General features: G+C 73.0%; 13 protein-coding genes. 2 read left to right on the top strand and 11 right to left on the bottom strand.

The genetic code is table 11. The annotated features are described in order from the left end of the window. The first annotated feature begins 41 nt into the window (after window positions 1-41). Complete coding sequence (locus ACIO5D_RS04275) at window positions 42-371, top strand: MoaF-related domain-containing protein (RefSeq protein WP_363606418.1); 330 nt, start codon at window positions 42-44, stop codon at window positions 369-371. A gap of 100 nt (window positions 372-471) precedes the next feature. On the opposite strand, the gene ACIO5D_RS04280 is transcribed toward ACIO5D_RS04275, so the two are convergent. The 6 genes from ACIO5D_RS04280 to ACIO5D_RS04305 all read right to left on the bottom strand — a co-directional run bounded on the left by ACIO5D_RS04280 (window position 472) and on the right by ACIO5D_RS04305 (window position 5,775). Next, window positions 472-1,614, bottom strand: a complete 1,143-nt coding sequence (locus ACIO5D_RS04280) for an alpha/beta hydrolase-fold protein (RefSeq protein WP_363606417.1) — start codon at window positions 1,612-1,614, stop codon at window positions 472-474. Window positions 1,615-1,914: 300 nt separating this feature from the next. Continuing rightward, a complete protein-coding gene (locus tag ACIO5D_RS04285) occupies window positions 1,915-2,829 on the bottom strand; it encodes a phosphotriesterase (protein ID WP_400793888.1) in 915 nt (304 codons plus the stop codon). After that, window positions 2,826-3,260, bottom strand: a complete 435-nt coding sequence (locus tag ACIO5D_RS04290; protein ID WP_400756454.1) for a carboxymuconolactone decarboxylase family protein — start codon at window positions 3,258-3,260, stop codon at window positions 2,826-2,828. Before ACIO5D_RS04290 ends, ACIO5D_RS04285 begins: the two co-directional genes overlap by 4 nt. Before the next feature lie 17 nt (window positions 3,261-3,277). Continuing rightward, entirely contained in the window at window positions 3,278-3,883 is a 606-nt protein-coding gene (locus ACIO5D_RS04295) for a DUF4865 family protein (protein ID WP_400793889.1), read from the bottom strand. Between the two features lie 75 nt (window positions 3,884-3,958). After that, window positions 3,959-4,525: a TetR/AcrR family transcriptional regulator gene (locus ACIO5D_RS04300; protein WP_363606411.1), complete on the bottom strand. Its 567-nt coding sequence runs from the start codon at window positions 4,523-4,525 to the stop codon at window positions 3,959-3,961. Window positions 4,526-4,755: 230 nt separating this feature from the next. Then, a complete protein-coding gene (locus tag ACIO5D_RS04305; RefSeq protein ID WP_363606409.1) occupies window positions 4,756-5,775 on the bottom strand; it encodes an LLM class flavin-dependent oxidoreductase in 1,020 nt (339 codons plus the stop codon). Window positions 5,776-6,078: 303 nt separating this feature from the next. On the opposite strand from ACIO5D_RS04305, the gene ACIO5D_RS04310 reads away from it, so the two are divergent. Then, window positions 6,079-7,068 (top strand): aldo/keto reductase, encoded by a 990-nt coding sequence (locus ACIO5D_RS04310; protein ID WP_400793890.1) that lies wholly within the window; start codon window positions 6,079-6,081, stop codon window positions 7,066-7,068. 95 nt (window positions 7,069-7,163) lie between these two features. Here ACIO5D_RS04310 and ACIO5D_RS04315 read toward each other — a convergent pair whose 3' ends face one another. The 5 genes from ACIO5D_RS04315 to ACIO5D_RS04335 all read right to left on the bottom strand — a co-directional run bounded on the left by ACIO5D_RS04315 (window position 7,164) and on the right by ACIO5D_RS04335 (window position 11,888). Continuing rightward, a complete protein-coding gene (locus tag ACIO5D_RS04315) occupies window positions 7,164-8,240 on the bottom strand; it encodes an LLM class flavin-dependent oxidoreductase (RefSeq protein WP_363606406.1) in 1,077 nt (358 codons plus the stop codon). 3 nt (window positions 8,241-8,243) lie between these two features. Then, the gene (locus ACIO5D_RS04320) at window positions 8,244-9,149 is read right to left on the bottom strand and encodes an ABC transporter substrate-binding protein (protein ID WP_363606405.1); all 906 of its coding nucleotides are present in this window, start codon (window positions 9,147-9,149) and stop codon (window positions 8,244-8,246) included. Between the two features lie 80 nt (window positions 9,150-9,229). Continuing rightward, a complete protein-coding gene (locus tag ACIO5D_RS04325) occupies window positions 9,230-9,937 on the bottom strand; it encodes an ABC transporter ATP-binding protein (protein WP_363606403.1) in 708 nt (235 codons plus the stop codon). Continuing rightward, on the bottom strand, window positions 9,934-10,794 hold the full coding sequence (locus tag ACIO5D_RS04330) for an ABC transporter permease (protein ID WP_363606401.1): 861 nt from the start codon (window positions 10,792-10,794) through the stop codon (window positions 9,934-9,936). The genes ACIO5D_RS04325 and ACIO5D_RS04330 overlap by 4 nt, the downstream gene beginning before the upstream one ends. A gap of 71 nt (window positions 10,795-10,865) precedes the next feature. Then, entirely contained in the window at window positions 10,866-11,888 is a 1,023-nt protein-coding gene (locus ACIO5D_RS04335; protein ID WP_400793891.1) for an NrtA/SsuA/CpmA family ABC transporter substrate-binding protein, read from the bottom strand. Between the last annotated feature and the right edge of the window lie 59 nt (window positions 11,889-11,947).

Raw genomic sequence — 11,947 nt, forward strand, 5'->3', positions numbered from 1 at the left:
ATCCGTACCGCTCCGCACAAGAGACGAGGACACGCCCAACCATGACCGCGCCCCTGCCCGCCTTCGCCGGCCGTACCTATCTCTTCCAGGTCGACAACGGTGCGGCCTTCCGCAACGCCTACTCGGCCGACGGCAAGCGGCTGCGCTGGGAGGGCCTCGGCGAGTCGGCGGGCCAGTGGGAGGACGTGACGCTGCACGTCGCCGAGGTCGGGCCGGAGCTGTACTTCGTCAGCTGGACCGAGCAGAGCGGCATCACCGTCAGCCATGTGATGGACCTCGCCAGGCTGACGGTGCGCGCCTTCTGGACGTACGAGGGCGAGGGTGGCCGGGTCGGCGAGCTGCACACCGGGACGCTGGAGCCGGTGGCCTGAGCAGGCCTTGAGCCGAAGCCCCGGCCCCCGCCCCCGCCCCGGCCCCGACGCCCCGCCGGAACCGGCCGGGCTGTCAGGGGCCGGCAGGGCGGCCGGGGGCTCAGACCGGCTGGCCGGGCACCCGGAGGTGCTGGGAGAGCCACTCCAGCGAGGACGGCAGCAGCTTGCCCCAGGTCTCGAAGTTGTGGCCGCCGGTCTGCAGCATGCTGTACGACACCTTCATCGGGCTGTGCACGGCGGCCACGAACTGCTCGGTGTCGCGCCGGTATTCACCGTCGCCCTCCTTGGTGCCGGCCAGCAGCACGGACGCCTTGGGCTGGGGCAGGTTCTTCAGTCGCCAGATCAGGTCCGCCTCGTTGCGGCGCTGCTCGCTGCCCTTGAAGAGGTCACCGGTGGTCGGGTCGTCGGCCGCCTGGTAGTAACCGGAGAGCGAGACGGCGGTCGGGAAGACCTCCGGGTGGCGCATGGCCAGCTTGAGCGCGCAGTAGCCACCGGTCGAGTTGCCCATGAAGCCCCACGCCTGCGGGTCGGCGGAGACCCGGAACGACGCCTGGATCGCGGACGGGACGTCCTTGGTGAAGTACGTCTCGGACTGTGCGCCACCGGGGATGTCCTCGCACTCGGTGTCCTGCGGCAGCGCGGGCGAGGGGCGCATCAGCACCATCACGGTCGGCTGCATCTTCCCCTCCTGGAGCAGCTTCAGCGCCGCGCCCGGGTAGTTGAGGCGGGTCACCAGGTTCTTGGCGATGCCGGGGAAGCCGGTGCTGACGATCACCGCCGGGAACTGCTTCTGCGCGTACTCCGGCTGGAAGTACTGCGGCGGCAGGTAGACGTACCCCTCGGTGGAGAGCCGGGTGGTGGCCCCGTCGATCCGGACCTCGCGGATCTCCCCGGACTTTCCGGGGTCGCGGCCGAGCGCCCCGCCGCCCTGGACCTCCGCGTGCCCGATGGTCTCCACCCGCAGCCGGCCGGAGGCGTCCACCTTGTTCTGGATGACGACCGGGCCGTTGTCGCCGGTGCCGAGCAGGTCGTCCCAGCTGCTGTAGAAGGCGAAGTAGTTGTTCGCCACCAGGCCCAGCGCGGCGAGCACGGTGAGCTGGGTGGCGAGCAGCGTGCCGATCCGGCCGAGCACCGCCTGCCAGCTCCGCTTCGCCAGTCTCGGCCACAGCCAGACGGTGCCCGCCATCATCACGACGGCGATCAATACGGTCAGCGCCAGCACCTTGTGGCTCGTCAGACCCATGTCCTACTTGCTCCCACGCCTCGAACTCCCCGTCCCCGCCCCTAGGGCCTGTCCGACGGACAACCCCTAGGACATCCAGGACGGCCGCCCCGGTTCCCCCGCTCGTCGCGGAAGCCCCCGCCGAGGCGCGATCAACCACCCTAGCGGTCCGGGAGGCTGCCGCGGACCCGCCGACCAGCGGGTATGCGGGGTGACGGAGGCGACAGGAGCGGGACGGGGGCGCGGGTCGCCGAGGGCGCGCCGGTGGTCGCGGGCGCGGACCCGGCCCGCCGGATCACGAGGAACGAACGGGCCGGTCCGTCAGGGCGCCGCCCACTCGGCGGCGAAGGCGCGGGCGGGGTTGGCGGTGAGGAGCTGGTGCGGGAGGGCGGGGCCGAACTCGCGGGCGAGGCGGGGTGCGAGCGCGGTCAGGAGGTGGGTCGGGCCGGGGCTGTGGCGGGCGCCACGGGTGGTGGTGTCGCCGCCGAGGAGCAGCTGGGCGGCGTGGCCGGCCTCGGCGAGGGCGGCGATGGTGTCGAACAGGTGGTGGTCGGTGGCGTGGTGGGCGCGGGAGGGGCCGTCCAGCGCGAGGTAGGCGCCGGAGGCGGCGAGGTGCCGGTGCAGCCGGAGGTCGGGGAGCCGGTTGAGGTGGCCGAGGACGATCCGCCGGGGCGGGACGCCGTACCGACCGCAGAGCAGGTCCAGGACGTCAAGCGCGGCGGTGCCGAGTTCGTGGTGGACCGCGATCGGCGCGCCGGTGGCGTGGTGCGCCTCGGCGGCGGCCGCCATCACCCGGCGGGTGTGCTCGCCGAGGCCGTGGTAGTCGCCGGCCACCTTGATCAGTCCGGCCCTGGTGCCGGCCGGCGCCCCGCGCAGGCCGGTGGTCAGCTCGGCGGTGAACAGCCCGGCCAGTCCGTCGTACAGGTCGGCGAGCCCGTCCGGGTCGTAGTGGACGGCCTGGTGCAGACCGGTGGCCGCGACGAGGTGGACGCCGGCGCCGCGCGACAGCCCGGCGAGCGCGGCGCCGCCCCGGCCCATGCCGTGCGGGGTCCACTGGACGAGCGCCCGGCCGCCGGCCGCCGCGAAGGCGCGCAGCACCTCGGCGGCGGCCCCCTGGTCGTCCAGTTCCTCGCCGGGCAGCCGGGGGCTGCGGAGGAAGAGGTGGTCGTGGGAGTCGCAGACGCCGAGTTCGGCCGGATCGAGGTCGCCGAGCACCGTCCGGACGGTGGCGGTCACGCGGCATCCGGGTCGGTGGTGTCCTCGGCCGCGGCGGCGTACTCGGCGAAGGCCGCGGTCGCGGCCCGCAGGCCCGCGAGCGCCTTGGGGACGCCGACGTAGGGCGCGAGGTGGACCAGCACCTCGGTGATCTCCTCCCGGGTGAGGCCGATCCGCAGGCTGTTGCGGACGTGGTCGGCGAGCTGCGGCTCGACGCCACCGAGGGCGGTGAGCGCGGCCAGGTTGGCGACCTGGCGGTCGCGCGGGGAGAGGCCGGGCCGCTGGTAGGTGCCGCCGAACAGGCTGGTGACGATCCAGTCGGGGAAGCCGGGTGCCACCTCGTCCAGGCCGCGCAGGGTGTCGGCCTGGGTCTGCGGTCCGGCGAGGTCGTTGAGCAGCGCGTAGCCGGCGGCGCGGTCGAGCGGGGCGGGGGTGAGGTCGGCGGGTTCCATCGGGTCGGGCGGTCCTTTCACCAGTGGCGGCCGGCGGGCAGCCGGTCGAGTTCGGGGCGGCAGAGGTGCAGTACGCGGTAGTGGACGCCGGGCTCGTCCTCGGGTGCGTCGCCGTGCCAGAGCGCGATCCGCAGCAGCTCCCAGCGGGCCGGGTCGACGGCGACGGCGGCCGTGTGCAGGCCGGGGTGGTCGGGCAGCCCGGCAAGGGCCCGCTCGACCGCCTCGGCCGGGTCCGCGTCCTCCGGGAGCCGTTCGATACGGCGGGTGGCGGCGGCCGGGCTCCCTGTCGCGGTGCCCCGGCGCAGTCCGGCTCCGAGCCAGTGCCGGACGGCCGGGCGGCCGAAGTCGGCGCTCACGCCCCGGAAGCCCGGGCCCCAGAGGAAGCTGTTCATCCCCTCGGGGGTGCGCCAGAGGTAGAACGGCGCGTACTGGTTGACCGGTGAGCCTCCTCCGGTCTCCGGCCGGGAGGCGGCCCCGCGTCGGCCGCGCTCGCGCACCAGGTACGCCTTGAGGCCGAGGCCGGGGTAGTCGTCGAGCAGGTGGCCCTTGTCGGCGACCCGCTTCCGGATGATCCCCATGTCGTAGTCGGCGGGGAGGGTGATCTCGTACTGCATGGCGTGCACGGGCGGTACCTCCGGAACGGCCGGGCGGGACGGGGCGGGGCAGGGCGGCGGGCGGTGCGACGCGGGGACCGGGCCTCAGCGGGAGCGGTGGGCGGCGAGCAGGCCGAGGGCGCCCCGGACGGCCTGCTCGAACGGTTCGGCGGAGCCGGCCGCGCGGGCGAGGACGTAGCCGCCCTGCACGACGGCGACCACCGCGGCGGCGGTGTCGGCCGGGTCGGCACCGGGGATCAGCTCGCCGGCGGTCTGCCCCTCGGCCACCAGTTCGGCCAGCCGGCCGCGCAGCCAGTCGAAGGTCTCCTCGACGGGCGCGCGCAGCCGCGGGTCGGCGATCACCTCCGGGTCCTGGGCCATCCGGCCGATCCGGCAGCCGCGCAGCACGTCGCGTTCGCGGTGCAGATAGGCCGCGATGCGGTCGTAGGCGGTGCCGGGCCCGGCCAGGTCGGCCTCGGCGACGGCGCGCAGCTGCTCGGCGCTGCGGCGCAGGGCGGCGGCGGCCAGATCGGGTTTGCCGTCGAAGTGGTGGTACATGCTGCCCTGGCCGACGCCCGCGCGCTGCTGGATGGCCTTGGGGCTGGTGCCGACGTAGCCGCGCTCCCAGAGGAGTTCCTGGGTGCTCTCGATGAGACGGTCCTGGGTTGCCATACCGATCACTGTACATACCAGTAGGTACAGAACGCCAGGGGTGCACCGGGAACGGCCCGGCCGGGCACGGCCCGACACACCCCGACAGATCCCGACAGGCCTGCCGAGGGCCGTGGGCCGCCCCCCGGCGGTCCACGGCCCTCCCTGTGATCGTCGTCCCCCGGAACGGCGGGCGGCATTCCCCCGGGCCCCGCGGTCCGGGTGAGGTGTACGTCACCCCCGAGGGGCCGTCAGGGCAGCTCCCGCCGGATCACCGGGGCGACCTCGCTCGCGAACAGCTCCAGCTGCTCGTGCTGGACGTCCTCGGTGAGCGAGTCCACTCCGATCCCGACGACCTCGTTGCCGAAGGCCTCGTGGTAGCGGTGGATCTTCTCGATCACCTGCTGCGGGCTGCCGACCAGCGCCGAGCCGCGCTCCAGCGCGTCCTCCAGCGACTCGAACGGCGAGTTGTTGTGCTTGCCGGCCGCCGAGTTGAACAGCGCGTCCCAGTACGGGCGGAAGCCCTCGACGGCGTCCTGCGAGCGCCTGGCGATGAACAGGCCGCCAAAACTGGTGCCGACCCGGGCGTCCTTCGGGTCACGGCCGTAGTGCTCCCAGCGCTCGCGGTAGTGGTCCACCAGGGCCTTGTACTTGGCCAGCGGGTGGAAGGAGTTGGCGGAGAACAGCGGGTCCCCGTAGCGGGCCGCCAGGTCGGTGGACTGGGTGCTGGTGGCACTGCCGTGCCAGACCGGGATCGGGTCCTGGAACGGGCGCGGCGAGATGGTCGCGTCCTTGAGCGGCGGCCGGGTGCCGCCCTCCCAGGTCACCTTCTCCTCGCGCCAGAGCCGGCGCAGCAGAGCGTAGTTCTCGGCCAGCGCGTCCCACTGCCGTTCCTCGGGCAGGCCGAACAGGTCGAAGTGGCGCGGGTCGTTGCCCTTGCCGATGATCAGTTCGAGGCGGCCGCCGGAGAGTTGGTCGAGCAGGGCGTAGTCCTCGGCGACCCGGACCGGGTCCAGGATGCTGAGCACCGTCACGGTGGTGAACAGCCGGATCGTCGAGGTGCGGGCGGCGATGGCGCTGAGCAGCACGGGCGGCGCCGGGGAGAGGAACGGCTCGCCGTGCCGCTCCCCCACCCCGTAGCCGTCGTAGCCGAGTTCCTCGGCGGTGACGGCCTGGTCGATGACGTTGTGCAGCTTCTCGTTCGGGGTGCGCCGCACACCGGTGACGGGGTCGGGGCCGTTGGCGACGAGGGACGAGACGGTGAACCGCATGGCGGTCTCCTTGTGGGGCACTCGGTGGGAGTTCGGCGAGGACGGCGCGGCGGCCCGGGCTGAGCACTCCGGACACGGCCGCGCTCACCCGGGGGCGGCACCGGGGAGGGATCGCGCGGAATCGGCTCGGTGGCGGCGTCAGCGCGAGGTGCTGCGGGGACGACAACAGCGCAGGGGTGCGGCGTACACGGACATACCGACTCTCCCTCGCCTCGCACACACACGATCCACCGCGAGCATATGCACCGCTCAGGAACGGGGCAAGAGCTTGATCGGAGGGCCGGGGCTGGCAGGATGTCCGGCATGACCTACCTCGCGGCGGATGACCGCTATGCCTCGATGACCTACCGCCGGGCCGGCCGCAGCGGCGTACAGCTGCCCGCCGTCTCACTGGGCCTGTGGCACAACTTCGGTGACGCCCAGCCGCTGGAGGTGCAGCGGGCGGTGCTGCGCCGCGCCTTCGACCGCGGCATCACCCACTTCGACCTGGCGAACAACTACGGCCCGCCGTACGGCAGCGCCGAACGCAACTTCGGCTACCTGTTCGCGCAGGACTTCCGTCCGTACCGGGACGAGCTGTTCATCGCCACCAAGGCCGGCTGGGACATGTGGCCCGGCCCGTACGGGGACGGCGGCAGCCGCAAGTACCTGCTGGCCAGCCTGGACCAGTCGCTGGGCCGGATGGACCTGGACTACGTCGACATCTTCTACTCGCACCGCTACGACCCGGACACTCCGCTGGAGGAGACGATGGGCGCGCTGGACTCGGCGGTGCGCGCGGGCAAGGCGCTGTACGCGGGCATCTCCAACTACCCGGCGGAGCAGCACCGGAAGGCGGTGGAGATCCTGCGGGAGCTGGGCACGCCGGTGCTGATGAACCAGTCGGCGTACTCGATTCTCAACCGCTCCGTGGAGGAGGGCGTGCTGGACGCGGTCGGCGAGACCGGGACCAGCCTGATCTCCTACTCCCCGCTCGCCCAGGGGCTGCTGACAGACCGTTACCTCGCGGGCGAGGTGCCGGCCGGATCGCGGATGTCGGTCGGGCACTTCCTGAACAAGGAGGCGCTGACCGGCCCGAAGCTGGAGCAGCTGCGGGCGCTGAACAAGGTGGCCGAGCGGCGCGGGCAGACGCTCGCGCAGCTGGCGCTCTCCTGGGTGCTGCGCGACGAGCGGGTGGTGTCGGTGATCATCGGCGCCAGCTCCGTCGCCCAGCTGGACCAGAACATCGACGCGCTGAACGGCGGTCCGCTGACGGCCGAGGAGCTGGCGGAGATCGACCGGCTGAGCCGCTGAGGACGGCGCGCGGCGCGGCCCCGGCGCCCCCGGGTGGGGCGTTCGGGCCGCGCCGCGTGACCTGGCCGGCGCCGTTCACCCTGCTGACCGGTGCGCTACCGGCGGGTGACGCCCAGCGCCGGTAGCACCGTCTCGGCCACCCGGTGGGCCTCTTCGAGCAGCGGGTTGCCGGAGAGTATGAAGGTGTCCACGCCCAGCGACTCGAACTCCTGGAGGCGTTCGATCACCTGGGCCGTCGAGCCGACCACCGCCGTACCGGGACCGGGGCGGAACAGGCTCATCCCCGGCCAGAGGTTCGGGTAGCTCTCCAGCTCCCGGGCGCGGGCCGGGACCTTGCCGCCGTGCTGGCGGAACTGGCGCTGCCAGCCGACCCCGTCCTCCCCCTTGGCACCGCCGAGCTGGCGCGCGTAGGTGGCCTCGCTGGTGACGTCGAGCAGCCGGTCCGCGGCGGCCCAGGCCTCGTCCTCGGTGTCGCGGACGATCAGGTGCAGCCGCAGCCCGATCCGCAGGGTGCGCCCGTACGCGGCGGCGCGTTCGCGGACCAGGTCCAGCTTCTCCTTGAGCAGGTGCGGCGGCTCGCCCCAGGTGAGGTAGACGTCCACGTGCTCGGCGGCCATCTCGATGCCGGCCGCCGAACTGCCGCCGAACCAGAGCGGGATGCCGCCCGGCTGGACCGGGGTGAGCTCGCGCAGGCTCGCGCCGGCGTTCTTCAGGTTGTAGAACTCGCCCTTGTGGTCGAAGACTTCGCCCGAGGTGAGGCGCTTGACGATCGACCAGTACTCGGCGCTGAGCCGGTAGCGGTCGTCGTGCTCGACGTCCAGGCCGTACTCGCGCAGCTGCGCGGTGGAGCCGTTGACCACGTTGAACCGCAGCCGGCTGCCGTGCAGATGGTCGAAGCTGAGCGCCATCTTGGCCAGCAGGGTGGGCGAGACCAGCCCGGGGTGGATCGCCAGCAACGGCTTGAACGCCGGGGTGGTGGCGGCGGCCAGCGCGTTGCCGAGGTCCCACACGTCGTAGAGGTCGGTGGCGAGCAGGGCGCCCGTGTAGCCCAACCGCTCCACACTGCCCGCGAGTTGCTGGAGGTAGCGGAGGTCCGTCGGGCGGCGCCCGGCCGGCTCCCACGGGTAGTGGCCCTCGCGCGGGATGATGTACCAGAGGAATTCGGAGGCCACGACTCAGACCGCCTTGGCCAGTGCGGCGGCCACCGGGGCCTCCAGCGCGGGCAGATGGGCGTCGGCGACGGTCAGCGCGCGGCCGATGAAGCCGACCCCGTGGAAGATGTCCGCGGCCTCCTGCTGCTCGGCCACGAAGGCGGTCGTGGCGGGCTCCAGCCGCCACGGCAGGACGGCCAGCGCACTCTGCCAGTCCTCGGCGGTGCCACCGAGGTCGTCGGCGGCGATCGCGGCGGCCTCGGCCAGGTTGGCGGCCACCCAGGCGTCGGCCCGGCGCAGCGCGGCGCCGATCGCGGCCACCACCTCGGGGCGGTCGGTGGCGAAGTCCCGGCGGGTGAAGAAGACCGAGCGGTCGGTGATGAAGTCCCCGGTGCGGATCAGCTCGCGGAACTCCCCGGTCCGGCGGGCGGCGGCCAGTTCGGCGCCCTGGGCGATCCAGCCGGCGATCTCGCCGTCACGCAGCCGCTGCGCCGGGTCCTCCCCGGCGGCCGGGCGGACCGGGGTGATGTCGTCGGCGTAGGAGAGGCCCTCGGCGTGCAGCGCCTTGGCGAGCAGGTGGGTCTGCCAGGAACCGATGCCGAGGACGACGGTGCCGCCCCTGAGGTCGGCGACGGCCCGCACCGGACCGTCGGCACGCACCAGCAGCGCGCCGTGGTCGGGGCGGGGCGCGGAGACCGCCGCGTACACCAGGTCGTACCCGGCGGCCTGGGCGGTGACCGGCGGAGTGGAGCCGGTGCCGCCGAAGTCGATGGTGCCGTCGGCGAGCAGTTCGCCGGTGCGGGTGCCGTCCGCGTAGCGGTGGAACACGCCGGTCTCGCCGAGCGGGGCCAGTTCCTCGTTCAGGTAGTCCAGGCGGGAGAGGTAGTAGAGCGAGGGGTTGCTGGCGTGGACGCCGAGGGTGATGGCCATGGGGATCAACTCCATTGGTGCTGAGCGGGGTTGCTGGGCGGGATTGCCGGAAGGGTCAGGGTGGTTCGGGGCGGGTCGGATCAGTGGACGCCGAGGTCCGCGAGCAGTTGTCGGCGCAGCTCGGCGAAGGCCGGGTCGGCCGGGTCGCGGGGACGGTCGACGGTGACCCGCTCATCGCGGACGAGGTTGCCGTCGCGCAGGACGGCGACCCGGTCGGCCAGCCGGACGGCCTCCTCCACATCGTGGGTGACCAGCAGGACGGCCGGGCGGTGGCGGCGGACCAGGTCGCCGACGAGGTCCTGCATCCGCAGCCGGGTGAGCGCGTCCAGGGCGGCGAACGGCTCGTCCAGCAAGAGCAGTTGGGGCTCGCGGACGAGCGCCCGGGCCAGCGCCGCCCGCTGCGCCTCGCCACCGGAGAGGGTGGCGGGCCAGGCGTCGGCGTGCTTCTCCAGGCCGACCTCGGCCAGCGCGGTGAGGCCGGTCTCCCGGGTGGCCGCGCCACGTGGCAGGCCGACGGTGACATTGGCGAGCACCCGCTTGGAGGGCACGAGCCTGGGCTCCTGGAAGACCACGGTGCGCACCGGCGGAACGAGGACGGTGCCGCCGTCGGCCTTGTCCAGGGCTCCCAGGATCCGCAGCAGGGTGGTCTTGCCGGTACCGCTGGCACCGAGCAGCGCGACGAACTCCCCGCGCGCGATGGACAGATCGACGCCGTCGAGGACGGCCCGGGTACCGAACACCCGGCGCAGACCGCGGATGTGCACGGCGGGGGACGCGACGGTGGTCATCGGCCTGCTCCTTGGGTGGCCTTGCGCCAGGGCATCAGGAACCGTTCCAGCACACGGACGATGCCGTCGGCGGTGAGGCCGAGGAGTCCGTAGATCAGGATGCAGACGGCGAGGATGTCGGTGCGGGAGTAGTTCTGCGCCTGGGCCATCAGATAGCCGATGCCCTCGGTGGAGTTGATCTCCTCGGCGGCGATCAGCGCGATCACACTGAGCGTCATGGACAGCCGCAGGCCGGAGAGCAGCGAGGGCAGCGCGCCGGGCAGCACGACCGTACGGACGATCGCCCAGCGGCCGAGGCCGAAGCTGCGCATCGCCTCGATCAGCTTGCGGTCGGTGTTGCGGACGCCGCCGGAGGTGGAGACGTACATCGGGAAGCTGGTGGCGACACCGATCAGGGCGATCTTCGCCGTCTCGGTGATGCCGAACCAGACCATGAAGAGCGGCACCAGGGCGAGGAAGGGCACGGTCCGCAGGACCTGGACGGCGGAGTCCAGCAGTTCGTCGCCGAGCCGGAAGAACCCGGTGACCACGCCCAGCACCAGACCGGTGGCGGCTCCGAAGACCAGGCCCAGGCCGGCCCGGGTGAGCGAGACCGCGAGGGCGTCGGTGAGCTGGCCGTTGCCCCAGAGCTCGCCAACCGCCTCGGCGACCTGGGCGGGCGAGGCGAGCACGTCCTGGGTGAGCACGCCGGTGGCGGAGGCCAGGGCCCAGCCGCCGAGCAGGGCGAGCGGGCCGATGGTACGCAGGATCACGGCGAGGGCGCGCGGGCGGGGCGCGGGCAGCCTGGTCCGGGGGACGACCAGGCCGGCTTCGAGGGCGGCCGCGGTGTCGGCGGGGGTGTGGCCACCGGCGGCCACCGGTGCCGCCTCTGCCGGTGTCGTTGCGGCCGGTGTTGCCGCTGGTGTTGCCGCTGTCGAGGGGGCAGGGCTCACTTGGCACCGTCCGCGATCTTGCTGATGTCGATCAGGTACGGCTTGACGTCGACCGGCTGCTTGGTGACCTTCTGGTCGGCGAAGAACTGGGCGACGGTGCCGAAGCGGGCGATGTCGGCGTCGGCGATCACGTCGGCGGTCGCGCCCTGCTTGCCGATGTTGACCGCGATGTCCTTCTCTGCCGGGGTGACGGCGGTCGGTCCGGAGTCGGTGAAGACGTTGAGGTAGGCGGCCGGGTCGGCCTTCTCCTTGAGGCCGTTCTCGTGCAGGTAGGTGTAGAAGGCCTTGACCACGTCGGGGTGCTTCTCGGCGAAGCCGTTGCGCACCGCCCAGACCGCGTAGTTGTCGGAGCCCACCTCCTTGCCGTTGACCAGGAAGTGCGCGCCGGAGTTGGCGATCGACGGGGTGGAGAAGGTGTTCCAGGTGGCCCAGGCGTCCACCTGGCCGGAGTTGAAGACGCCCGAGGTCTGGTCGGCGCGCAGGTAGACGCGCTCGACCTTGTCGGCCGGGATGCTGTTCTTCTCCAGCGCCTTGAGCAGCAGGTACTCGCTGGTGCCGCCCTGGGAGACGGCGACCTTCCGGCCGACCAGGTCCTGGACGGACTTGATGGGCGAGTCGTTCTTCACCAGGATCCCCTCGCCGACGCCGTCGGGGGCGGTCTGGGCGAACAGCTTGAAGCCGGGCTTCTGGGCGAGCGCGGCGACGGCCGAGGTGATCGAGCCCAGCGCGACGTCCAGCTGGTCGGCGGAGAGCGCCTGGGCGGCGGGGGCGAACGGGCCGGCGCTGCCGGTCCAGGAGACCTTGGCGTGGACGGCGGCCAGGGCCCGGTCCAGCGAGCCGTCCTTCTTGCCGAGGGCGAGGAAGCCGTTGTTGCCCGGGTCGGGCAGTCGCAGGACCACCTCGGCCTTGCCCCCGCCGTCGGCGGAGGCCTTGGCCCCGTCGGCGGACGAGCCGCAGGCGGCCAGGGCGGTGGTGGCGAGCAGCGCGGTGGCAGCGAGGGCGAGGCGGGGGGTCTTCACGGGTCAACTCCTGATGGATCGGCAGCTGGTCGGGGGCTGCTGATGACGGGCGGTGGCGG

The organism is Kitasatospora sp. NPDC087315 (assembly GCF_044744345.1).
Taxonomy (GTDB): domain Bacteria; phylum Actinomycetota; class Actinomycetes; order Streptomycetales; family Streptomycetaceae; genus Kitasatospora.

Bases quoted from the DNA above. Each gene is read 5' to 3' on its own strand.
- ACIO5D_RS04275 (WP_363606418.1), top strand. From the start codon at position 42: ATGACCGCGCCCCTGCCCGCCTTCGCCGGCCGTACCTATCTCTTCCAG.
- ACIO5D_RS04280 (WP_363606417.1), bottom strand. From the start codon at position 1,614: ATGGGTCTGACGAGCCACAAGGTGCTGGCGCTGACCGTATTGATCGCC.
- ACIO5D_RS04290 (WP_400756454.1), bottom strand. From the start codon at position 3,260: ATGGAACCCGCCGACCTCACCCCCGCCCCGCTCGACCGCGCCGCCGGC.
- ACIO5D_RS04300 (WP_363606411.1), bottom strand. From the start codon at position 4,525: ATGGCAACCCAGGACCGTCTCATCGAGAGCACCCAGGAACTCCTCTGG.
- ACIO5D_RS04305 (WP_363606409.1), bottom strand. From the start codon at position 5,775: ATGCGGTTCACCGTCTCGTCCCTCGTCGCCAACGGCCCCGACCCCGTC.
- ACIO5D_RS04310 (WP_400793890.1), top strand. From the start codon at position 6,079: ATGACCTACCTCGCGGCGGATGACCGCTATGCCTCGATGACCTACCGC.
- ACIO5D_RS04320 (WP_363606405.1), bottom strand. From the start codon at position 9,149: ATGGCCATCACCCTCGGCGTCCACGCCAGCAACCCCTCGCTCTACTAC.
- ACIO5D_RS04325 (WP_363606403.1), bottom strand. From the start codon at position 9,937: ATGACCACCGTCGCGTCCCCCGCCGTGCACATCCGCGGTCTGCGCCGG.